Source organism: Arthrobacter sp. SW1, from assembly GCF_001766675.1.
Lineage (GTDB): Bacteria > Actinomycetota > Actinomycetes > Actinomycetales > Micrococcaceae > Arthrobacter.
In genome coordinates, this window is record NZ_MJLT01000001.1 from 580,519 (window position 1) to 601,912 (window position 21,394).

Genomic DNA, 21,394 nt, shown 5'->3' on the forward strand with positions numbered 1-21,394 from the left:
AAAGAAATCTTTGCAATGGTTTCTTTGCAAATAATTCTTTGCATTGTTGCGACACGTACGGGCGCAGCCTTCGCCCTTATCGTCGCGCGGCAGTCACGGGGGCGCAGCGACACCGGGTTTCTCTGCGCACGCGCGGATCAGGCGCAGCCACCTAAGCCCGCCTGACACTCCGCAGCGACAGCAGGGCAAGAACCAAGGCGGCCGTCCCGCAGATCACGGCGAAGCCCGTGACCGCCGTTTCCAGTCCAAGCGCCGAGGAAGCCAGGCCAAGGCCGATTACAGGCACGGCACTGCCGAGGTAGGTGATGACGTACACCGTGCTGATGACCTGGGCGTGCCGGGCCGGTTCAGCCTTCGTTGCAAGCTCGTTGAACACCAGGCGGAACGCACTCCCCTGCCCGACGCCGGCGGCCACGCTGGCCAGGAGCAGCAGCACCGGGCTGTGCCACGCGGCGGCCGCTGCCATCAGGATCACAGAGACACCGAGCACTGACAGTCCGGCGGGCAGGAGGAACCGCCCGCGCAGCGGAAACAGCTGACTCAGCGCGGAAGCGCCCAGCGTCAGGCCGGCAATCAGGCCCATGACGGGCCGCGATTCCGTACCCACCAGGGCCGAAAAATAGCCCGGGCCCAGGGAAAGGCAGAAACCGAAGACGGCGAAGCTGAGGAAGCCCACCGACGCCGCCAGGGCAAAGGCCCCCTTCGCCTCCTGTGCCACCGAGGGCCGGCGCGGAGCGAGCACGGAGTACGGACGCGGACCGGCTGCGGGCCGGATGGCCGGCCGGGCATCAAGCAGCCAAAGCGGCACGAGCAGCAGGAGCAGCAGCACGCAATGGACCAGGAAAGGCGTGGTGGCAGGACCGGGAAGCAGGGAGAGCAGCCCGCCGATGAACGGACCTGCGGCCACACCGCCGGACGACGCCAGAAGCGTAAAGCGGGAGGCCCACTCGGGGCGCGAAGGCAGCAGCTCGCGCAGCGCCGCGGAACTGGCACCCGTGGCAAGGCCGACGGCGATGCCTTGCAGTGCGCGGCCGGCGCAGAGCATCCACAGGCTCCCGGCGCCGGCGAAGACCAAGCTGCCGGCAATCCCCAGCACCACGGCGAGGACCAAGGCAGCCCGGCGCCCGATATGGTCCGACCAGTGCCCCGCCAGCATCAGCACCGCAACGAGGGCAAGCACGTAGCTGGCGAACGCTATCGTGACGCCGAGCGAGCCGAGGCCAAGTTGCGCCTGCAGCAAGGGATACAGCGGCGTGGCCAGGTTCGCACCGAGCAGCAGGATGAACATCACGACGCCGGCCAGCACCAGGCGCGTGGTGGTGGAGGCGTTCCAGCCGCGCCGGACAGCGGTGGCCGGGCGCATGCGGAGTTCACTGAACACAGTCATGGTGGTGCCTTTGCCTTGGCGGACGCGCGACGGCTGCCTTGTGGGCGCGCCCGCCACCGTCCGGATGTGGATGGCAACAGAATGCAGCATTCCTGCGATACGACTCAGCTTTCAGTGAGACAATTGAGCAAAATACTCAATAGTTCTCCACCACGCTGCGCCGGAGTGATGATTTGAACAATCTGGACCCCACCGACCTCAAGATCCTGCTCGAACTGCTCCGCGATCCCCGGATCCAGATCGGCGAACTCAGCGATGCCCTCGGCATCGCCCGCAACACCGCCCAAAGCCGGCTGCGCCGCCTGCTGCGCTCGGGCGTACTGAACGACGGCGGCCGCGAGGTGGACCTCGAAAAGCTGGGGTACGACGTCGTCGGCTTCGTCACGCTTGAGGTGAGCCACCGGGAACTGGACGGAGTGGTGGGCGCCTTGCGCCTGATCCCGCAGATCCTGGAGGTGCACGAAATCTCCGGCCGCGGCGACCTCCTCTGCCGCGTGGTGGCCACCGACACGCACAGCCTGCAATCCGCGTTGCGGGCCATCCTGAAGGTCAAAGGTGTGATCCGCAGCGAGACCGTCCTGGCCCTGCACACCCACCTCGCCTACCGCAGCGCGCCCCTGATCGAGCGGCTTGCCGGCGCCCCGGCCACCGCGCAGGCAAAGCCCCGTTCCCGGGCGGCTGCCAGCCACGCCGACTAGGATGCCGCCCATGGAATGGCTGTCACAGATCCTGCACATCAACTGGCTCGCCGTGCTCCTGGCGTTTGTTTCAAGCATGGTGATCGGCTTCGTCTGGTACATGCCGGCGGTCTTCGGCCAGCGGTGGATGGCCGCGATCGCCCGGACGGAAAAGGAGCTGAAAGCGCTCGACGGCGGTGCTGCGATCTGGGTGCCGATGATGGTGGCCGCGGCGGCAAGCAGCGTCCTGCTGGCCATGGTGGCGGGGGCACTGGAACTGGACACTCCGCTGGAGGCGGGCCTGTTCGGCTTCGTCGCGGGGCTGGTTTTCCGGGCCGGCGGACACGTGATCCACAATGGTTTCGCGGGAAGGGCCACGGCGGTCACGCTGATTGATTCGGGCCATGACATCCTTGCCTTGACGGTTGCCGGACTCATCATTGGAGCCCTCCCCTAGGGCGGAAGGAACGCCCATGACCATCATCGACAACGCCATCTATGTGGACGGCGTCCGCACTGCCACACCACCCAACCTGGAACAGTCCTTCGAGATGCTCTCCGAACACGGGGGCATGGCGTGGATCGGGCTCTACCGTCCCTCTGAAGGTGAAATGGCGGCGGTGGCCGATGAGTTCAACCTGCACCAACTGGCCGTGGAGGATGCCATCCAGGCCCACCAGCGCCCCAAGCTGGAACGCTACGACGACACCTTGTTCACGGTGCTCCGCCCCGCGCGCTACCTGGACGAGAGCGAAACCGTCGAGTTCGGCGAGCTGCATGTGTTCACGGGCAAGAACTTCGTGGTCACCATCCGCCAGGCCGAGACCGCCGGGGTGGCACAGGTGCGGCGCCGGCTCGAGAGCCAGCCGGCGCTCATGGCCTGCGGCCCGGAGGCCGTACTCTACGCGCTGCTGGACCAGGTGGTGGACGACTACGCACCCGTGGTGGCCGGGCTCGAGAACGACATCGACGAAATCGAAGACCAGCTTTTCGGCGGCGACACCACCGTCTCCCGCAGGATCTACGAACTCGCCCGCGAAGTCATCCAGTTCCAGCGGGCCATCAATCCCCTGCCGGACATGATTTCGCTGCTGCGCGGCGGTTTCGCCAAGTACGGCGTGGACATCGAACTCCAACGCAACCTGCGCGACGTCGAGGACCACGTGGAGCACCTCATCTCCAAGGTGCAGGGCTTCCGGGAACTGCTCCAGAACGCCCTCACGCTTGACGGCACCCTCACCACCAACCGGCAGAACGAGGCCAGCGCGGCGCAGAACGAGCAGGTGAAGAAGATTTCCTCCTGGGCCGCCATCCTGTTCGCACCGTCCTTCGTTGCCGGCGTGTACGGGATGAACTTCGACTTCATGCCGGAACTGCACTGGCCGTTGGGTTACCCGATGGCCATCCTGATGATGATCGGCTCGGCGTTCCTGATGTACGCCATCTTCAAGCGCAAAGGCTGGCTGTGAACTCGGCCTCCCCCCAGGCCGTGCTGCTGGCGGGGATCGAAGCCGACGCCGCCTCCGCGGGCTTCACCCTCGAAGCCAGCCAGGCAGCAGCGGCACGCCGGCTCAGCGAACTGGGCGCCGCCGTCGGGCGCTCCGGAGAGGCGGCCTCCCGCCGTTTTCCCGCCCGATTCCTGCGCCGGAAGCCGCCCCGCAGCGTGTACCTGCACGGCCCGGTGGGCCGCGGCAAAAGCTGGGTGATGGACAGCTTCTACCGGCAGATCCCCGGCCGCAAGCGGCGCGTGCATTTCCATGACTTCTTCCGCGGCCTGCACAGCGGAGTGCACCTGGCCGCGGCGTCGGCTCCCGGCGCGGACGGCACCGCCATCCAGCGGGCCGTCGACTCCTTGCTGTCGGACATCGACGTGCTGTGCTTCGACGAATTCCATGTGCACGACGTCGGCGACGGCATGTTCATCGCACGCCTGCTCCGAAGCGCCGCCGAGCGCCGGCTTCCCTTGGTCGTCACCTCGAACTACCCGCCGGACCAGCTCCTGCCGAACCCGCTCTGGCACGAGCATTTCATCCCGACCATCGAGGTCATCAAGGAGATGATGGACATCGTGGAGATCAATGGAAGCACCGATTTCCGGCGCCATCCCGCAGGCCAGGACGCGGGGGCGGCTCCCAAGGAAGGTTTCCGCCGCGGCCGCGTGATCATCCCCGGAACGCCGCGCCAGCTTGGCGCCTTCGGGCTGTTCCCGCCGCCACCTTCGGAGCAGCGCACCCTGAAGCCCACCACGCAGCCGCTGCGCGTCAAGGCCGCCGGGGATGTGTTGTGGGCGGACTTCGCGGAACTGTGCGGCGGCTTGATGTCGACGGCGGACTACCTGCTGCTGGCGGCCGAGTACCCGGTGTGGGTGGTGGACGGCGTCCCCGATCCTTCGCGCGAATCCCCGGCGGTGTCCGCCGCGGCGTGGCAGCGCTTCAGCAACGCGGTGGATGTCCTGTACGACGAGGACGTGACGCTGTTCCTGATTGGCCGCGGTCCGCTGGATTGGGACGCGGCCGCTTCGTCCGGGCGGAACACCCTGCCGGTGGACATGGCGAGGATCGCCAGCCGTTTGTCACTGCTGGGCCGGGTGGATGGCGGAACCGGAAACCCCGACGACGGCGGAACCGCGGGTTCCGAAGAAACCCGCGGCTCCTGAGCTGCTTTCGGTACGGTCCGGCTAGATTGCCCCTCCGGCAGTAGGCGGAGCGCTGGCGTCGTGGCCGCCGTCGCCCAGTTGTTCGCGGGCCACGTAGTTTTCGATGTCGAAGAGATTGTCCGCGCGCTCGGCGATGTTCAACAGCGTGGTCATGGAGGCGACTTCCTCCACCTGTTCCTTCAGGAACCACAGCATGAACTGTTCACCGAGGGCATCGCCCTGTTCCCGGGCAGCGCGGAAAAGTGCCTCGATGTTTTCCGTGACCTGCTTCTCCTGGGCAAGGGCCAGGGCGATGGGCTCGCGGACGTCCTTGAAGTCGTTGCGGACTTCCGGGATGCCGGGAATGGACACCGGGAGGTCCCGGTCCAGCATGTACTGGACCATCATCATGGCGTGGTTCCGTTCCTCCAGCGATTGCCGGTAGAAATGCGCCGCAAGCTGCGGCAAGTCTTCGCCGTCAAAATAGACCGCCACGGCGATGTACTGCTGGGACGCGGCAAATTCGTTGCCGATCTGTTCGGACAGGAGCTCATGGAATGTCTTGGCCATGGGACCGATCCTAGCCCGCAGCCGCACCGCCCCACTAGGGCCGTGTCAGGCCAGTCCTGCCAGCGCCAGTCCCGCCGCCGCAGCCGCCGCGCCTGCCACCATGGTGCCGAGGGCATTGAACAAGGCAAGCCCGGCCCGCCCGGACTGCAGCAGGCGGGCCGTCTCCACGCTGGCCGTGCTGAAGGTGGTGTAGCCGCCCAGGAAGCCTGTGCCCAGAACGAGTTGAAGCTGCGGCGCGGCATGGTTCCGGAGCACCAGGCCGGCCAGCAGGCCAAGCAACAGGGAACCCGAGACGTTGATGAGGATGGTTCCCCAAGGCAGGGCCGTGCGGAAGCGGGTCCGGACCAGGCCGTCCACCAGGAACCGTGCCGCGGCCCCTGCTCCTCCTGCGAGGGCCATCAGGAATACAGTCACCGGGCACCGTCCTTGGTGTCCGCAGCTTGCGGGGCGCGCTCCGTCCGGCGGCCGGCCGCCAGGATCCCGAGGAACGTTGCCACGGTGCCACCGAGGAGCGACGCCGCAAGGTAACCGAAGCCGTCAGCCTGGCGGCCGGCGTCGAACAGTTGGACAGCCTCCAGGCTGAAGGTGCTGTACGTGGTGAAGGCGCCGAGGAAGCCCGTCCCGGCGGTGAGCCGGAGCAGGCGGCGGCGTCCGGCGTCGGGCCCCCTCCTGGCGAGGCCCTCCAGGAGCCAGCCGAGCGCGAAGGCACCCGAAAGGTTCACCAACAAGGTCGGGAGCGGCCAGTGCCCCGGAGCGGGAAGAACAAGGCCAAGCCCGTAACGCGCCAAGGTGCCGAACACGCCGCCCGCGGCCACAAGCGCAAGGTATTGCGGGTACAGGTGCAGCGGACGGCTCATGTGCTTGGGTCCGCCGTCGGGCCCGTTTTGCCGCCAGGGACGATGATCACCGGCGGCCCTCCATGACGTGCGAGCCGCTCCCCCAGCGAACCGCCGGCAAGGTTTTCGAGATACCGGCCAAGGCCGTGTTCCCTGCTGCCCACGACTATCACGGAGGCGCCGGCGTCCTGGGCATAGCGGAGCAGCTCGTGGACGGGATCGCCGGCCAGGACGGTGAAAGACCACTCGACGCCGGTGCCTTGCAGCCGCGCGGCAATCCGGTCCCGGAAGCCGTCGGCCAGGCCCGCCGCGGCATCGTCCACGCCATCCGGATCGATGGGCCGGCGTGCGTCTTCCAGGCTGGGGTCTACGTAAGCCAGGAGCAAGCGCGAGCCGCTGCCCCGGGCAAGCTCCGCTGCGTGCCGGATGATTGCGGCTGGCTGCCCGGGAACGACGCCGGCGAGGACGGGGCCGGGTGCAGGCAGTGCTTCGGTCATGCTGCCCTCCCGGATCGGTATTTTGCGGTTACGACGATCTTAAAGAAAAAAGCTCCCCGCGCCGCGTTGCTGCGACGTGGGGAGCTTCATCCGTGGAGCTAAGGAGATTCGAACTCCTGACCTCTTCGATGCGAACGAAGCGCTCTACCAACTGAGCTATAGCCCCTGGTTGGCGGTCCGGTTCCCCGGCCCGCGCCAGTGCATCCTACGCTACAAACTATCCGGCGCTTTTGCCAAACCGCAGCGTAGGGACATTTCAGGCACGCCGGCGCTGCAGGACGTCGTCGAGGTTGCCCAGCGCATTGTGCTTGACGGCGCCGGCCTGGGCGCGGCCGAACGGCGTCTGTGCCGCCGGCAGCGCAGGAGCGGCGCCGGCGTTCTTCAGGATCGGCTTGCCGACGGGCTTCGGTTCTGCGGGGAGATCCAAGGGCTCAGGCGCGGGGCGGCTTGCCTTGGCGGCTTCCACGTACACGGGCTTGGGGACCTCCACCGGCTGCCAGCTGCCGCCGCGCCCGGGGGCAGCGGTGTCGCCGGCGGCTTCGGCCACCTTCAAGGCGGCTTCCCGGAGTTCGACGGCGGTAAGGCGGGGCGCCTCACGGCCGTGGTCTTCGGCGTCGAACACCGCAGTGGCGCGTGGCTCCGCCGGAGCGGTCGCCGCGGGCTCAGGCCGGGCAGGTGCCATGGCGGAACGGAAAGCTGCCTCCATCCTGGCGCGGCGGTCACGCACGGCGAGGCGGCGCAGCACCAGGACAGCACCGGCGGCACCGAACAAGGAAAACACCGGAATCCAGGAAGGCACCAGCGAGAACAGGCGCAGGGCACCGGTCACGACGGCGGTCAGCAGGAGGACCAGCCCGGCCAGGGCCAGGGCGCAGCGGCCGTATCTGAGCTTGAACGCCGGTTCCCGTACGGCAGCGTCCCGGTGGCCGGCCGCGCCGGTTCCGGTGCCCTGTGCGGGTGCGGTGCTCTGCATCGTCTCCATCGCTTTCTCCTGCTGGACCGCAGCGGCAGCCGTCACGGCGTAAAGCCGGGGCTCCGCAGTGGCCTCGTCGTCCATCGGAACCCCCGCAGCGGGAACAAGTTGCCGCCGTCGGTTCCGCAGTACGTATGGAGCAACCCAGACAATCCACAGCGCGACAGTGACAACCAGGATCACTGAGCTGCTGAGGGGGAAGTCCACACTCAAAACCGTAGAAGGAAATAGCAGGTCACAGCCGCATTAGGCGCGGTGTGTCGCCCTGCTTGCGTCAAATGAATGGACTATGTGCCGCGCATCAGCCCTGGCGGCTGCGCAGCCAGTTCCCGAGCAGGCCCTCCGGGACCTCCTCCGAGGTCAGCGCGAAGCTGCGGTGGTCCGCCCAACTGCCATTGATGTGCAGGTAGCGTTCGCGGTACCCCTCGTCCCGGAACCCGAGTTTCTCGACCACCCTCAGGCTCGGCAGGTTTTCGGGCCGGATGTTGATTTCCATGCGGTGCAGGCCCAGCTGCTTGAAGCAGTGGTCCGTAGCCATCGCGACGGCGGTGGGTGCGATCCCGCGTCCCGCCCGGGCCTGGTCCACCCAGTATCCGAGCGTGGCCATCATCGCCGAGCCCCAGATGATGGACGATACCGTCAGCTGCCCCACGATCCGGGGCTCCCGGTAACCGGGAGTCCGCTCGGTGATGATGAACGGCAGTGCCGTCGCCTGGCGGGCCTGGGCGTTCAAGGACGCGACCATCTGGCGGTAATTCGGAAGCGCACCTCCGGGCGCCGGATTGGACGCTTCCCAGGGTGCCAGCCATTCACTGTTGCGGGACCGGACTTCCATCCATTCGTTCTTGTCCCGGTAACGGATGGGGCGGAGCAGCAGGTCGCCGCACTCCAAGGTCACCGGCCAGATGGCCGAACCCCACACGGGAGGTTACTTATCGAGCCGGGAGGCGAATCCCGGAAGCCAGTCGCGGATGCCCGGGCCGAGGTCTTCGCTGTCGCAAGCCAGTTCGACACAGGCCTTCAGGTAGCTCAGCTTGTCGCCGGTGTCGTAGCGGCGGCCGCGGAACACGACGCCGTACACGCCGCTGCCCTCGCCGTCGCCTTCCGCCAGCACCTGGAGGGCGTCGGTCAGCTGGATCTCGCCGCCGCGGCCCGGTTCGGTCTTCTCCAGCACCTCGAACACGGAGGGGTGCAGGACGTAACGGCCGATCACTGCAAGGTTGGAGGGAGCTTCGTCGGCGGCGGGCTTTTCCACGAGGCCCTTGACGCGGACAAAGCCGTCTTCGCCGTACGGTTCGACGTCGGCGCAGCCATAGGCGCTGATCTGGGAGGGCTCCACCTCGATCAACGCGACGACGGATCCGCCGGTGCGCTGCTGGAGGTCGATCATGTCGCTGAGGAGCGTGTCCTGGGCGTTGATGAGGTCGTCGCCGAGGAGCACGGCGAAGGGTTCGTCGCCAACATGCTGCTTGGCACGCAGTACCGCGTGGCCAAGGCCCTTGGGATCGCCCTGGCGGACATAGTGGATGTCGCCGAGGTTGCTTGCGGCCTGGATGGACTCGAGCTTCGCGGTGTCACCCTTGGCTTCGAGCGTTGCTTCCAGGGCGGGCACCCGGTCGAAGTGGTCTTCGAGGGCACGCTTGTTGCGCCCGGTGATCATCAGGACGTCATTGAGCCCGACGTTCACCGCCTCTTCCACGACGTACTGGATGGCCGGTTTGTCGACAACCGGCAGCATTTCCTTGGGCATCGCCTTGGTGGCGGGCAGGAACCTGGTGCCGAGCCCGGCAACGGGGATGACGGCCTTGCGGACAGTGCTGTTATTGGAAGTCACCGCTCTAATCTAACGGACCGCGCCGCTCAATGGGCAAAATCCTCCATCTGCCGGTGCGCCATAATCAGTGCCAGGAACCGGCGCACTGCGCCGAGACAGGAAGTGAAGTTCATGACTGTGAAGGATGACATCCGGGCCGCGCACCGCGCCCGCCGGAAGGCCATGGATCCGGCCGCACTCGACGCTGCCGGGGAGGGCATCGCCCGGCACGGCATGGTTTGGGCAGCGGCCCTGCCCGGCACGGATCCGAAGACTTTTGCGGTCTACCTCGGTGTCGGCAAGGAACCGCCCACCCTGCCCCTGATTAAAGCCTTGCATGGCGCCGGCCACCGTGTCCTGCTGCCCGTCTGCGAGGACGACCGGCAGTTGAGCTGGGTCTTGTGGACCCCGGCAACGGCGTTCCACCGGTCCCGCTTCGCACCGATCGACGAGCCCGACGGCGAACGGCTGGACAGCTCGGTCGTCGCCTCGGCGGACGGCATCTTCCTCCCGGCCACTGCGGTTGACGGCAGCGGGAGCCGGATCGGCCAGGGCGGCGGATACTACGACCGCCTCCTGGAGCGGCTGGATGGCGAGGGCACCCGTCCGCCGTCGATCGCCGTCGTCTTCTCCGAAGAGGTGCTGCCCGCCGGAACCATTCCTGCCGAGTCATTCGATCAGCCGGTTCCTGCTGCGCTGACGCCCGACGGGGAAGTCCGCTTCTCGGTGACCGGCGTTACAGAGGCTGGCGAACCGGGTAGCCGTCAATGATAGAATTGGCACTCAGGCCCTGAGACTGCTAAGGAACCAGCGTAGTTCCGCAGGCGGACAGGACCTGAAGTTTGTCCCTGAGGAGGATCACCAGTGCCCACTTACGCGTACGCCTGCAAGGACTGCGGCCATGCCTTTGACATCGTCCAGGCTTTCTCGGACAGCTCGCTGACCGAATGCCCGGAGTGCCAGGGTTCCCTCCGCAAGAAGTTCAACAGCGTCGGCGTGGTTTTCAAGGGTTCGGGCTTCTACCGCACCGACTCCCGCGATTCCAAGGGCAGCACGGTTTCGGCCGCGCCTTCCGCGCCGGCGGCTCCTGCTGCGCCTGCGCCCGCTGCACCAGCGCCCGCCACCGCGGCTGCCGGCTAAGACCCGCTTTTCCCGCATACCTGCACCGGGTTTTATCCACACAGCGGGTTTGTCCACATAGCCTGGGCGGGGCGTTCTCCTGTCGGAATCGGCTGGCTAGCGTGGCTTCATGCCAGCCGAACGAAAAGCCAGTTTCCTCCGTCGGAGCACCGTCAGGCCCTCTCCCAAGTCCGGCGGCCGCACACCTTCGCGGGCCATGCCCGCCACCCGCTCGCTTTATGCACGGGCGGGGGCCTGGCTGCACCGCAACCGCCGGCTGACAGTGGCCCTGCTGCTGTGCCTCGCCGCCGGAATCGCGGTACATCAACTGACCCCGGCTTCCGAGCATAAAGTGCAGGTCCTCGCCGCAGCACGCGACCTTCCGGCGGGGCTGGTCCCCGCCAAGGCCGATCTGGTCCCCCGCGAAGTTCCTCCGGACTTGGTGCCGGCAGGTGCCCTGATGTCTTCCCAGCAAGTCGAGGGACGCCAGTTGGCTGCGCCGTTGACCGCCGGACAGATACCCACCGATGCCCAGCTCCTCGGCCCCGGACTGCTGACCGGTGCACCGGCAGGTACAGCTGCCGTCCCCGTCCGGCTCGCAGATCCCTCGTCCATCCAGCTGGTCTCCGCCGGGCAGCGGGTCAATATCGTGCTCACGGCCTCGGACGGCCTGGGCGGCGGCGCGGGAAAACCTGAGACACTCGCCGCAGCCGTGCCCGTTCTGTGGACCTCAGCGCAGGGCGGCAAGGCAGGCGACTGGCTCGGCACGCCGGAGACTGATGGCCTTATGGTGGTCGCCGCCAGCCCGGGCCAGGCCGAAAAGCTCGCCGGGGCATCAACCCGCGGCAAGCTCTTCTTTGTGCTGGTGCCGGCACCGGCAACGGAGCAAGCGCTGCCTGGAACCGCGCCATGACCCTCAAGGAGCTTTCCGGACCGGTGGCCCGTTCCCGGCGCGGAACTTCAGCCCCAGTGCGGCGGGCGCTGTTCCTTCAGCCAGGCATCGTGGTCGTAGCCGTCGCGGTCGCCCCAGCTGCGGGGATCGTCCTCCGAGGCCACCTTGGGCAGGACGCCGCCCGCACGGGAACTGCCGGACGAAGGCTTCTTCCGGGGCGCCTTGGCATCGGACTTGGATGCGCCGGTTTTCGCTTCACCCTTGCGTTCTCCCACGCCTTCGGGCTGCCCGCCGGCGTCGTCGGGGGCCACGCCCGAATGGGTGTTCTTGCCTGCTTCGTCGCGGTGCTGGCCGGTATCCATGGCGCCCTACTCCGATTCCTGTTTCGCGGCCGGAGCCTGCTGCACGTCCTGCACCGCGCCGGTGCCCGCATCCTCGGCATCCGCTTCCTCGACGCCCTCCGCGGGTGCCGTGGCTTCCACGTGACCGGCTGCCGGTTCTCCTGCGAGATCCTGCCCGCCGCCCCTGCTGGCCGGAGCCGACAAGTCGTCAGCGTGAAGGTCGAGGAAACCCTGTTCAGCATCCTGGTACGGCTTGTGTACCGGCTTTTCCAGGCCAAGGTAGGCGCCGATGCGGTCGGCGCAGGAGGAGGGATCCGTGAAGACCTCGATCGTCCACAAGGACATGTAGCGCCATCCCAGGCGCTCGAGGAGCTGCGGCCGGAGACGGCTGCGTTCCCGGACGCTCATGCGCCGGTACCGCTCCGTCCCATCGGATTCGATGGCCACAGGGGTAGGAAGCTCGCTGTCGTCCCGGCCGATGGTGTGCACCGGATCGGCGGCAGCAGCGATGTCCAGGGCGCCGTCATAGTGGTGCCATACCCTGGCGCCGCGGGCGCGCAGGCGCTCGCCAAGGTCGGCGACGAGCGGATCTTCCCCGAGCGCGCGTTCGCTCGCGGCAGCCCGGATCGCCGGCGTGCCAAGGCTCGAGTTGCCCGAGAGCTCCCGGTCCAGCAATTCATAGAAGTCCACTGCCCCATGGGACAGCCGGTCCAAATCAAGGTCTTCCGGGCGGAAGCAGCTCAGCACGTGCAACGACCGCCGCGAACGGGTCATGGCCAGGGCAAACTTGTTCCGCCCGCCTTCCACCGAAAGCGGTCCGAAGCTATGGAGGGCCCTGCCATGGGGAGTGCGGCCGTACCCGAGCGAGAAGATCACGTGGTCCCGGACCAGTCCTTGGGCGCGTTCAAGATCGACCACGCGGAAGGACTCCGGCCCGCCGGCGAAGAATCCGGCGAGCAGCGGGTAGTTCGGCAGCTGGAGGCGGATTGCTTCGCCGATCCGGGCCGCGTGGCGCAAGCTGGCCGTCACCACAGCCAAGGAGGTCCGCGGGCGCAGGCTGGCATGCTCGAATACCAGGTCCACCACACGGTTGACCTCGGCGGCGACGGACTCCACCCCTTCGTGGTCCGAACTCGGAAGCCCCGTCCCGTCCGGGATGTACTCCACCAGGACGGAGCGGTCCAGGCCCGTGACCGACTGGCCGTCGGGCAGCCGGCGCAGGCCGCCGTCGTAATGGTTCTTGCTCAACTGCAGGACCAGGTCCTCGTCCACCGCACGGTAGATCCAGTTCAACTGCCAGGTAGGCAGCACGGCGGCGAGGGCGCTGAAGGCGCTCTCCACGGTTTCCTGGCCGTTGGTCCCCGGCATGCGGGGCTCGACGGCGACGCTGAAGCTGCGGGCGTTCCCGGTCTTCGGATCGCCAAAGGCAATGACCTGCTTGGCACGTGCGATTGCCGGAAGCGCCGCCTGCAGCGAGGTGGACGCAGCGTCCAGGATGACGACGGCGTCAAAGGACTGCTCTGCGGGCAGCAACCCGGTCAGCAGGTGCGGGCTAAGGGACCAGACCGGGACGAGGAGCGGCACAAGGTCCGGTGCCTGGGCACTCAGGGCCGGCAGCGTGATGCGGCCGTCCTTGATGAGGTTCTTGAGAAGCTCTGCCTGGCGCGGCTGTTCAGCAATACCCGCGCGCCACCGCTCGGCCAGTTGCCAGCGCAGGCGGGCGGCACCACTGGCCACATGGGCGTGATCGGCCAGGCGGTATTCGGCCTCGAGCTTCCGCAGGGACTCGCCGTCGGACATCGCCAGGTAGTCGTCGCCGCTGATCATCGCTTCCAGGGCGGACTGCCACCAGGCCAGGTCCAGCTCGGCGGCGACGGAGCCGGCAGGGACTTCCCGCTCGGCGAGGTCGGCCAGCAGCTCACCGAGTCCGTGCTCGCGCATTTCCTCGATGAGGAGCGTACGCTCCGGAAGGGTCTCCAGGGTTTCGGTATCGGCAACGAGGGATTCGAGCCGCGCCATGAGCTGCTCATAGGGAGTCTCATGGAGCTTGCCGCCGTCGCGCGTGTGCTTCAGGCAAGCTCCGAGGCGGCTGAGCTCGCGGTCCAGTTCGCGGTATTCGCTTCCGAGTTCGGCCAGGCCCGAAGGTACCGCAGGGTGGCGCTGGCTCGTGGCATAGTCCGCCCACAAGGTGCGCTGTTCCTGCACCAGGACCAGCGAGCTGTGGAGGTCTGCGATGTGCACGCCGGGCCTGACATACTCCTTGGCCACCCGGCGCAGGCGCGAACGCTGCATGGACGGCATCTCGATCCCGCGCTCACGCCGCCACGCGGAGGAAGCCGTGGCCGAGATGAGGTCGTGGACCGGGCGGTCGAAAATATCCGGGGTGAACTTATCCAGGCTCTCGCGGACCGCCATGAGCAGTTCGAGCTGGGCGCCCCATTCGGCGAAGGTCGTGCCGAGCCTGATTTCCGAGTGCCCCGCGAGTTCCACCATGCGTTCGCGGAGAACGGGCAGTTGCGTGTGGGCGGCACGGGCCAGTTCCTGGGCTTCCTCGGTTTCCTTCCGGGTCACCAGGCGGGCTCCATACCAGGGGCTGCTGACCGCAGCCTTGCTGAAGCTGCCCAGCTCGGCGGCCCGGCGCAGCCGGCCGGCCAGCTCCTCACGGTCCTTGATGTTGTCCAGGACGCTGCGCTTGAGCCGGACAGTGGTGGACGGCGCAGGCTGGATCGCCGTCAGCTCGGCGAGCGACTGCATGGCCTGGTAGGGCGAGCAGCCCCACCGTTCACGGACGTTGTGCAGGGATGCGACGTGGTCCATGAGGGCGTGCCGGTGTTCCACCAGCGTCTTGTGGAGGTTGGCCAGCTGCGGTTCAAGGGACTTCTCGTTGCGGATGATCGCGCTGACGAGCTGCGTCTTGAGCTGCTGGGCGGAGACCCCGTTCCCCGGACGGAACAGCAGGGTGTCCAGGCCCAGGGATTCCATTCCGGAGGCGAGGGCGTTGAGACTGGTGCGCCGCTCCCCTACGACGAGGACGGACTTGCCTTCGGCAACCAGGGCACCGATGGTGTTGATCGCCGTCTGGGTCTGGCCGCTGCCCGGCGGCGTGCTGACCACCAGGGAGTCCCCGGCACGGGCGGCATCCACCACGTACTGCTGGTCGGTATCGGCGTCGACCAGGAGCAGTTCCTCGGCAGGATCGCGATCGTCCAGCCCCGGGAAACGCCCGGCCTGGATCGGCGCGGGTTCGACGTCCCCGCCGTTGGCCTTCTCAACAAGCGAGGCCACAACAGCGTTGCCCTGGTTGATCCAGGGGTCGTCGAGGTTGCCGGAAAGGTCTGCGAGGGTGGTCACCAGCAGGTTCGGCGACACCTCCGCCCCGTGGATCGGTTTGACGAGGGTTCCGATCCGGTCCAGAACCGGCAGCGGGTCCAAGCGGGCCGTGCTGTAGGCCATGCGCCCCACGGCATTGGCGTCGAACACGATCCCGTGGACGGTCTTCAAGTGCCGGACCAACGCGGGGTTGATGGTGGCCTGCTCGGTGAGCTGGAGTTCGTAATCGTCTTCGCCCGGGCGGGCGGTCAGCGAAATGCCCGCGAGCATCACCGGCGCGGAGACCCGCTGCGGCTTGCCGCCCACGGCGGAGGTCCAGACGACGGTGCCACAGGCAAGATAGCCTGCGTCAACACCGCGGTCATTGGAAAGCTCGAAGATCTTGGAGCGAAGGTTGCGTGCGGCCCGTGCTGCCACCAGGTACTGCTGGCGGTCCCTGATCAGGGTGGAGAGCCTCGTCCGGCGCCCGGCGAGGAGCTGGGCGAGACCGGAGGGGTGGCCGCTGCTGAGGTCGATCGATCCTTCAGGCGTCTTAACGAAGCGCAGCATGGTGTCCGCGCCCGTCACCGATTTCAGCCCGGAGAGCCATTTCCTGAGCTCTGCGGAGCTCTCTTCCTGGCTTTGACCTACAGACACCGCTGCCTTCTTTTCTGTGCTGGCTTGAGACGATTTTGTGCCATCTCGAGACGACTTGGACCAAATCGGCATACTTTCGAGGGTAGCCGGAAACGGCCGGACCTGACGTCCCGCAACACTGGCCACCGGCCAAATTCCCCGCGATTTCGCAGTCTTTGCGGCCGGGAAAGCCAAATGGCCGGCCTCTGTTGAAGAGGCCGGCCATTCAAGACTTTATTCCCACTCGATGGTTCCCGGCGGCTTGCTGGTCACGTCGAGCACAACGCGGTTGACACCGTCCACCTCATTGGTGATGCGGTTCGAAATACGGGCCAGGAGCTCGTACGGCAGGCGCGACCAGTCGGCGGTCATGGCGTCCTCGGAGGACACCGGACGCAGCACGATCGGGTGGCCGTAGGTGCGGCCGTCGCCCTGGACGCCCACGCTGCGGACGTCCGCCAGCAGCACGACCGGCATCTGCCACACCTCGTTGTCGAGGCCGGCAGCGGTCAGTTCAGCGCGGGCGATGGCGTCGGCCTTGCGGAGCAGGTCAAGGCGTTCCTTGGTGACTTCGCCGACGATGCGGATGCCGAGGCCGGGGCCCGGGAAGGGCTGGCGGCCGACGATTTCCTGGGGCAGGCCGAGCTGGGCGCCGACGGCGCGGACCTCGTCCTTGAACAGGGCGCGGAGCGGCTCGACCAGTTCGAACTGCAGGTCCTCGGGCAGGCCGCCGACATTGTGGTGGCTCTTGATGTTCGCTGCGCCTTCGCCGCCGCCGGATTCGACGACGTCCGGGTACAAGGTGCCCTGGACGAGGAACTTGATGCTCTCGCCTTCGGACGCTGCCTGGGCGATGATGGCGCGCTCGGCTTCTTCGAAAGCGCGGATGAATTCGCGGCCGATGATCTTGCGCTTGGTCTCGGGGTCGCTGACGCCGGCCAGGGCGTTGAGGAAGCGCTCCTGTTCGTTGGCGACGTAGAGGTTCACGCCGGTTGCGGCAACGAAGTCGCGCTCCACCTGTTCGGCTTCGCCTTCGCGCAGCAGGCCGTGGTCCACGAACACACAGGTGAGCTGATCGCCCACCGCGCGCTGCACCAGTGCGGCGGCCACGGCGGAGTCAACGCCGCCGGAAAGGCCACAGATGACCTTGGAATCGCCGATCTGCCGGCGGATGCGTTCCACCTGCTCCTCGACGATGTTGCCGGTGGTCCAGTTGGGCTCCAGCTTGGCGCCCTTGAAGAGGAAGTTTTCCAGCACCTGCTGGCCGTACGCGGAGTGCTTGACCTCGGGGTGCCACTGCACACCGTAGAGGCACTTTTCCTCGTTGGCGAAGGCAGCGACGGGGGCGCCGGCGGTGGTGGCGAGGACTTCGAAGCCTTCCGGGGCCTCGTGCACGGAGTCGCCGTGGCTCATCCAGGTGTTCTGGGATTCCGGCATGCCTTCGAGGATGGAGCGCGCGGCACCGACGGTGGTGGCCTCCGTGGCTCCGTATTCCCGCAGGCCGGTCTGGGCTACCTTGCCACCCAGGGCGTTGGCCATGGCCTGGAAGCCGTAGCAGATGCCGAAGACCGGAACACCGGCTTCGAACAAGTCGGCTCCGACGCTGGGAGCACCCTCGGCGTACACGCTGGAGGGGCCGCCGGAAAGGATGATCGCTGCCGGGTTCTTGGCCAGGAGCTGCTCGGTGGTGAAGGTGTGCGGAACGATTTCCGAATACACGTTTGCTTCACGGACGCGGCGGGCAATCAGCTGCGCGTACTGGGCACCGTAATCAACAACCAGCACCGGCTTCTGGGAAGTCTGGGGCGCGGTGGGAGTAGTCACCAGAACAGCCTACTTTGCCGGGCCGCCCCGGTGCATCTCCGGAACGGCCCCGGCACCGCAAAACCGGCCGGACGTCGGGAATCTCACATGGAGGGAGCTCAGTAGCGTTTGGAAGCCTGCGGGTTGGCGGCCAGTTCGGCCTCGACCTCGGCGTGGAACTTCTTCTCGACGATGAAGGACATCAGCGGCACCACGCCGCCCAGGGCCAGCAGGACGAACTTGGTGAAAGGCCAGCGCATGAGTGACCAGAGGCGGAAGTTGGAGATCAGGTAGACCACGTACATCCAGCCGTGGACGATCAGCACGGTCACGGACAGGTTGACGCCGCCGATCACGCCCTTGGGCTCCGAACCGGCCAGGCCGAAGCCGAAGGGCTGCCCGGTCAGTGCGTTGGTGCCGCCGGCGTAGAGGGAGACGCCGAAACCGTAGCGGGCGATCAGTTCAACGCACAGCAGCAGGAGCATGATGCCGGTCAGGTACGCCATCACCTTGTAGAACTTCAGCGCGGAGCGGATCTGCGCCTCGGTCCCGCCGAAGCGGCGCTTCTTCGCGGCGGGCCGTGGGGCGCCGGAAGATTCGGAGGGGACTGCCGGTTTGGGATCGATCATGGCTGCACCTTTTGTTCTGGATCGCGCTGTTCGGAATCATTTGCTGCTGGCGTTGTATCGCCCGGGAGGTCGTCGTCCGGAATCTCTTCTTCAAGTTCGCGGCGGTAGTCGTCTGCCACCAGGCGCCACCAGATGTAGAGCGCGAAGCCGGCGAAGACCACCCATTCCACCGAGTAGAAGAGGTTCAGCCAGTTGATTTGCTGGGCCGGCGGCTGTGCCGGAATGTCGAGCGCCACCATGTCCGCAGGCATGTCGACCGCTTTCCCGCCGACGCTCTCCGAGCTGGCGGCGACGAACCCCGGGTAGCTGGACACTTCCCAGCGGTTGATGAGTTCGGCGACCGATACCGCGGACGCGCGCCCCGCACCGGCGTCGACGTTTGGCAGCGGCGCTTCAGAGGGAAGCAGCCGTCCGGTCAGCGCAATGGTGCCCGACGGCGGCGGGCCGGCGTGGCCGGGCTCGGCCACCCAGGCGCGGGCTACCGGGATCCAGGTCTTCGCGGAGGCACCGGCACCGCGGAGGGCGGGAGCGCCGTCGACGGCGAACGCCGAGACGACCCAATAGCCTTTCCTGCCGTCGTTGAGGCGGTCTGCGACCAGGACCTGTTTGGCGGGATCGTAGCTGCCGCTCGCGGTAACCATCTGGTCGGCGACAGAGCCGGGGAAGAACGTGCCGGGCTGCAGCACGCTGGTCAACGGCCGCGGATCCTCAATCTGCGGAGCGACCGGAACCTCGCTCTGGGTGGATCGTCCGAACTGCCATTGGCTCAGCAGGACGAACACCCCGGAGAGCAGGAGCGCAAAGACGAGCCCTGCGATCCAGCGGGGTTTCAGGGCGGTTTTCAACACCCCTTAACCGTACTTCGTCAGCCTGTAGAACAACTAAACGGGCCCCGCTCCGAGGGCTGCGCGGCCCGTTAGTGGTCGAAGAACACCAGGCTGGAGTTGATCAGTTCGGCGATGACCTCGGGATCGTGGGCACGGCGCAGGGATTCACGGAAAGACTCCTTGGAGAGCGAGCGGGCCAGGGTGGCCAGCACCTCCAAGTGGTCGGAGAAGGAACTGGGCGGGGTGGCGATCAGCAGCACCAAGGTGGCGGGGCCGTCCGCCGCTCCGAAGTCGAGGGAATGCCCGAACTTGGTGACGCCCACGGCGATGGAAATCCGGGACACGAATTCGCTGCGGGCGTGCGGCAGCCCGATGCCGCCGGGCAGGCCCGTAGCCATTTGGTGCTCGCGGGCATTGACCTGGCGGAGGAAACCTTCGAGGTCCGTAATACGGCCGTGGGCGTGAAGGCGCTCGGCCAGCTGTGCGGCGGCTTCGCCCTTGTCCGCAGCTTCCATTTCCAGGATGACCAGGTCCGGTGTGGTCAGGTCCGCGTCATACCGGTCCAGTGTTTCCGCCAAAGTGGGTCCCTTCAGTGTTCGCTTCCCCGGGCACGGCCGGCCCGGCGCCGGATTCAGCGCAGGGGAACGATGTCATCCACCCCCATGCGGGCAGCGTCCGCGGATTCGTCGTCGGGCTGTTGCTGGCTGAGCCGTTCCGCTTCGACGCGGGCAAGGTAGTGCTTGATTTCGCTGTCCCGCTGCGTGTCGCTCCAGCCGAGGATTTCTCCCATCAGCTTAGCGACTACCGGCACCGCGGACACTCCCCTGTCCCACGCTTCGATCGAAATGCGCGTGCGGCGGGTCAGGACATCGTGTACGTGCCTGGCCCCTTCGTGGGTGGTGGCATAGACGACCTCGGCGGCCAGGTAGTCGTCGGCGCCGGGCAGCGGCTCGGCGAGTTCGGGCATTTCCTTGATCAGCGCCAGGACATCCGCGGCCATGGAGCCGTACCTGTTGAGCAGGTGCTCCACCCGGGCGACGTGCACGCCGGCTTCCTCGGCCAGGCGGGCACGGCGGTTCCAGGCTGCCTTGAAACCTTCTGCCCCGAGCAGCGGAATGGTCTCGGTGCAGCTGGCGGGAACGCGTTCGTCCATGGCCCGGGTGGCTTCGTCCACGGCGTCCTTGGCCATGACCCGGTACGTGGTGAACTTTCCGCCGGCCACCACCACCAGGCCCGGAACGGGGTGGGCCACCACGTGTTCGCGGGACAGCTTGGCGGTGGAGTCGCTCTCGCCGGCCAGCAAGGGCCGCAAGCCCGCGTACACACCTTCGACGTCTTCCCGGGTGAGGGGCCGCTTCAGCACCTTGTTGACGTGTTCCAGGACGTAGTCGATGTCCTTCGACGACGCTGCCGGATGGGCCTTGTCCAGCTTCCAGTCGGTGTCCGTAGTGCCGATGATCCAGTGCCGTCCCCAAGGGATCACGAAGAGCACGGACTTTTCGGTGCGCAGGATCAGGCCCACCGTGGACTGGAAACGGTCCCTCGGCACCACCAGGTGGATGCCCTTGGACGCCCGCACCTTCAACTGGCCGCGGTCCGTCACCATGGCCTGTGTTTCGTCGGTCCACACACCGGTGGCGTTGACCACCTGCTTGGCCCGGATCTCGAAGGTGCTGCCGTCTTCCTGGTTTTCCACCTTCGCCCCGACCACCCGTTCGCCCTCGCGCAGGAAGGAGACCACGCGCATGCGGTTCACGGCGTGCGCACCGTAGCGGGCCGCCGTCCTGACGACGTTGACCACCAGGCGGGCGTCGTCCACCTGGGCGTCGTAGTAGCGGATGGAGCCGACGAAGGCATCGTTCTTCAGGCTCGGGGCCGCACGCAGGGTGCCCCGGCGGAAGAAGTGCTTGTGCCGCGGTACGCCGCGGCTATGTCCCGAAGTGAGGCCGAGGGTGTCGTAGAGGAAAATGCCCGCCCCGACATAGGGCCGTTCCCAGAAGCGGCGCGTGAGCGGGTACAGGAACGGTACGGGGCGGACCAGATGCGGGGCGATCTGCTGGATCAGCAGGCCCCGTTCCTGCAGCGCTTCCTGGACCAGGGCGAAGTCGAGCATCTCAAGGTAGCGCAGCCCGCCATGGATCAGCTTGGACGAGCGGGACGAGGTGCCGGACGCCCAGTCACGGGCCTCCACGATGCCGACGGAGAGGCCCCGCGTAACAGCGTCCAGGGCCGCACCCGCGCCGACCACGCCTCCGCCGACGATCAGGATGTCCAGCTCGTTGCCGGCCTCGGCCGTGCGCTTGAGCACCTCGATCGATTCGGCCCTTGCCTGCGGACTCAGCGCACCGTCCGGTGCGTTGAATGCCTGCGAACCACCTGCTGCCCTGCCCATTGGACGCCTCCAATCGCGCGTTCACCCGTCGGTTCACCCCAGACTACTTGCTGAGTCC

20 protein-coding genes, 1 tRNA gene and 1 pseudogene are annotated in these 21,394 nt (G+C 67.1%); 7 read left to right on the forward strand and 15 right to left on the reverse strand.

The genetic code is table 11. The features are described from left to right. Positions 1 to 151 precede the first annotated feature (151 nt). Positions 152 to 1,387 (reverse strand): MFS transporter, encoded by a 1,236-nt coding sequence (locus BIU82_RS02730; protein ID WP_070348010.1) that lies wholly within the window; start codon positions 1,385 to 1,387, stop codon positions 152 to 154. 173 nt (positions 1,388 to 1,560) lie between these two features. On the opposite strand from BIU82_RS02730, the gene BIU82_RS02735 reads away from it, so the two are divergent. The 4 genes from BIU82_RS02735 to zapE are packed head-to-tail and all read left to right on the forward strand — an operon-like array spanning position 1,561 to position 4,720. Then, the gene (locus BIU82_RS02735) at positions 1,561 to 2,085 is read left to right on the forward strand and encodes an Lrp/AsnC family transcriptional regulator (RefSeq protein ID WP_070347886.1); all 525 of its coding nucleotides are present in this window, start codon (positions 1,561 to 1,563) and stop codon (positions 2,083 to 2,085) included. A gap of 10 nt (positions 2,086 to 2,095) precedes the next feature. Continuing rightward, complete coding sequence (locus tag BIU82_RS02740) at positions 2,096 to 2,521, forward strand: DUF1761 domain-containing protein (RefSeq protein ID WP_070347887.1); 426 nt, start codon at positions 2,096 to 2,098, stop codon at positions 2,519 to 2,521. A 16-nt stretch (positions 2,522 to 2,537) separates the two neighbouring features. Next, the gene (gene corA / locus BIU82_RS02745) at positions 2,538 to 3,533 is read left to right on the forward strand and encodes a magnesium/cobalt transporter CorA (protein WP_070347888.1); all 996 of its coding nucleotides are present in this window, start codon (positions 2,538 to 2,540) and stop codon (positions 3,531 to 3,533) included. Next, positions 3,530 to 4,720, forward strand: a complete 1,191-nt coding sequence (gene zapE / locus BIU82_RS02750; protein ID WP_070347889.1) for a cell division protein ZapE — start codon at positions 3,530 to 3,532, stop codon at positions 4,718 to 4,720. The genes corA and zapE overlap by 4 nt, the downstream gene beginning before the upstream one ends. 21 nt (positions 4,721 to 4,741) lie before the next feature. On the opposite strand, the gene BIU82_RS02755 is transcribed toward zapE, so the two are convergent. The 8 genes from BIU82_RS02755 to galU form a co-directional block, all read right to left on the reverse strand. Then, positions 4,742 to 5,269 carry a ferritin gene (locus BIU82_RS02755; RefSeq protein WP_070347890.1) on the reverse strand — a complete coding sequence of 176 codons (528 nt, stop codon included), beginning with the start codon at positions 5,267 to 5,269 and terminating at the stop codon, positions 4,742 to 4,744. Between the two features lie 45 nt (positions 5,270 to 5,314). Beyond that, complete coding sequence (gene crcB / locus BIU82_RS02760) at positions 5,315 to 5,683, reverse strand: fluoride efflux transporter CrcB (protein ID WP_070347891.1); 369 nt, start codon at positions 5,681 to 5,683, stop codon at positions 5,315 to 5,317. Next, positions 5,680 to 6,126 (reverse strand): CrcB family protein, encoded by a 447-nt coding sequence (locus BIU82_RS02765; protein WP_070347892.1) that lies wholly within the window; start codon positions 6,124 to 6,126, stop codon positions 5,680 to 5,682. Before BIU82_RS02765 ends, crcB begins: the two co-directional genes overlap by 4 nt. Beyond that, on the reverse strand, positions 6,123 to 6,602 hold the full coding sequence (locus BIU82_RS02770) for a universal stress protein (RefSeq protein WP_070347893.1): 480 nt from the start codon (positions 6,600 to 6,602) through the stop codon (positions 6,123 to 6,125). The genes BIU82_RS02765 and BIU82_RS02770 overlap by 4 nt, the downstream gene beginning before the upstream one ends. A 93-nt stretch (positions 6,603 to 6,695) precedes the next feature. Then, positions 6,696 to 6,768: transfer RNA gene (locus BIU82_RS02775), tRNA-Ala, on the reverse strand. A gap of 90 nt (positions 6,769 to 6,858) precedes the next feature. Further along, a complete protein-coding gene (locus BIU82_RS02780; protein WP_253182650.1) occupies positions 6,859 to 7,782 on the reverse strand; it encodes a hypothetical protein in 924 nt (307 codons plus the stop codon). A 94-nt stretch (positions 7,783 to 7,876) separates the two neighbouring features. Next, positions 7,877 to 8,497 carry a GNAT family protein gene (locus BIU82_RS02785; protein WP_070347894.1) on the reverse strand — a complete coding sequence of 207 codons (621 nt, stop codon included), beginning with the start codon at positions 8,495 to 8,497 and terminating at the stop codon, positions 7,877 to 7,879. Positions 8,498 to 8,503: 6 nt separating this feature from the next. Beyond that, on the reverse strand, positions 8,504 to 9,409 hold the full coding sequence (gene galU / locus BIU82_RS02790; RefSeq protein WP_070347895.1) for a UTP--glucose-1-phosphate uridylyltransferase GalU: 906 nt from the start codon (positions 9,407 to 9,409) through the stop codon (positions 8,504 to 8,506). 111 nt (positions 9,410 to 9,520) lie between these two features. On the opposite strand from galU, the gene BIU82_RS02795 reads away from it, so the two are divergent. The 3 genes from BIU82_RS02795 to BIU82_RS02805 all read left to right on the forward strand — a co-directional run bounded on the left by BIU82_RS02795 (position 9,521) and on the right by BIU82_RS02805 (position 11,420). After that, positions 9,521 to 10,159, forward strand: coding sequence for a 5-formyltetrahydrofolate cyclo-ligase (locus tag BIU82_RS02795; RefSeq protein WP_070348012.1), 639 nt, complete (start codon positions 9,521 to 9,523; stop codon positions 10,157 to 10,159). A gap of 93 nt (positions 10,160 to 10,252) precedes the next feature. Beyond that, positions 10,253 to 10,528 carry an FmdB family zinc ribbon protein gene (locus BIU82_RS02800; RefSeq protein WP_070347896.1) on the forward strand — a complete coding sequence of 92 codons (276 nt, stop codon included), beginning with the start codon at positions 10,253 to 10,255 and terminating at the stop codon, positions 10,526 to 10,528. A gap of 196 nt (positions 10,529 to 10,724) precedes the next feature. Beyond that, positions 10,725 to 11,420: an RcpC/CpaB family pilus assembly protein gene (locus BIU82_RS02805; RefSeq protein ID WP_253182667.1), complete on the forward strand. Its 696-nt coding sequence runs from the start codon at positions 10,725 to 10,727 to the stop codon at positions 11,418 to 11,420. 47 nt (positions 11,421 to 11,467) lie between these two features. Here BIU82_RS02805 and BIU82_RS02810 read toward each other — a convergent pair. From BIU82_RS02810 to BIU82_RS02835, 6 genes and pseudogenes are all read right to left on the reverse strand, one after another. Continuing rightward, a pseudogene (locus tag BIU82_RS02810) lies at positions 11,468 to 15,778 on the reverse strand (DUF4011 domain-containing protein). 141 nt (positions 15,779 to 15,919) lie between these two features. Beyond that, positions 15,920 to 17,509, reverse strand: a complete 1,590-nt coding sequence (gene guaA, locus BIU82_RS02815; RefSeq protein WP_070347897.1) for a glutamine-hydrolyzing GMP synthase — start codon at positions 17,507 to 17,509, stop codon at positions 15,920 to 15,922. A gap of 98 nt (positions 17,510 to 17,607) precedes the next feature. After that, positions 17,608 to 18,117, reverse strand: a complete 510-nt coding sequence (locus BIU82_RS02820) for a DUF3817 domain-containing protein (protein ID WP_070347898.1) — start codon at positions 18,115 to 18,117, stop codon at positions 17,608 to 17,610. After that, positions 18,114 to 18,965 (reverse strand): SURF1 family protein, encoded by an 852-nt coding sequence (locus BIU82_RS02825; RefSeq protein WP_070347899.1) that lies wholly within the window; start codon positions 18,963 to 18,965, stop codon positions 18,114 to 18,116. Before BIU82_RS02825 ends, BIU82_RS02820 begins: the two co-directional genes overlap by 4 nt. A gap of 68 nt (positions 18,966 to 19,033) precedes the next feature. Beyond that, entirely contained in the window at positions 19,034 to 19,522 is a 489-nt protein-coding gene (locus BIU82_RS02830) for a PTS sugar transporter subunit IIA (RefSeq protein ID WP_070347900.1), read from the reverse strand. A gap of 53 nt (positions 19,523 to 19,575) precedes the next feature. Further along, positions 19,576 to 21,336: a glycerol-3-phosphate dehydrogenase/oxidase gene (locus tag BIU82_RS02835; RefSeq protein ID WP_070347901.1), complete on the reverse strand. Its 1,761-nt coding sequence runs from the start codon at positions 21,334 to 21,336 to the stop codon at positions 19,576 to 19,578. Positions 21,337 to 21,394 lie beyond the last annotated feature (58 nt).

What these genes read in the sequence shown, in the direction of transcription:
- BIU82_RS02730 (WP_070348010.1), bottom strand. Translation starts at nt 1,387, where the DNA reads ATGACTGTGTTCAGTGAACTCCGCATGCGCCCGGCCACCGCTGTCCGG.
- BIU82_RS02740 (WP_070347887.1), top strand. Translation starts at nt 2,096, where the DNA reads ATGGAATGGCTGTCACAGATCCTGCACATCAACTGGCTCGCCGTGCTC.
- corA (WP_070347888.1), top strand. Translation starts at nt 2,538, where the DNA reads ATGACCATCATCGACAACGCCATCTATGTGGACGGCGTCCGCACTGCC.
- BIU82_RS02755 (WP_070347890.1), bottom strand. Translation starts at nt 5,269, where the DNA reads ATGGCCAAGACATTCCATGAGCTCCTGTCCGAACAGATCGGCAACGAA.
- BIU82_RS02765 (WP_070347892.1), bottom strand. Translation starts at nt 6,126, where the DNA reads ATGAGCCGTCCGCTGCACCTGTACCCGCAATACCTTGCGCTTGTGGCC.
- BIU82_RS02770 (WP_070347893.1), bottom strand. Translation starts at nt 6,602, where the DNA reads ATGACCGAAGCACTGCCTGCACCCGGCCCCGTCCTCGCCGGCGTCGTT.
- BIU82_RS02795 (WP_070348012.1), top strand. Translation starts at nt 9,521, where the DNA reads ATGACTGTGAAGGATGACATCCGGGCCGCGCACCGCGCCCGCCGGAAG.
- BIU82_RS02805 (WP_253182667.1), top strand. Translation starts at nt 10,725, where the DNA reads ATGCCCGCCACCCGCTCGCTTTATGCACGGGCGGGGGCCTGGCTGCAC.
- BIU82_RS02820 (WP_070347898.1), bottom strand. Translation starts at nt 18,117, where the DNA reads ATGATCGATCCCAAACCGGCAGTCCCCTCCGAATCTTCCGGCGCCCCA.
- BIU82_RS02835 (WP_070347901.1), bottom strand. Translation starts at nt 21,336, where the DNA reads ATGGGCAGGGCAGCAGGTGGTTCGCAGGCATTCAACGCACCGGACGGT.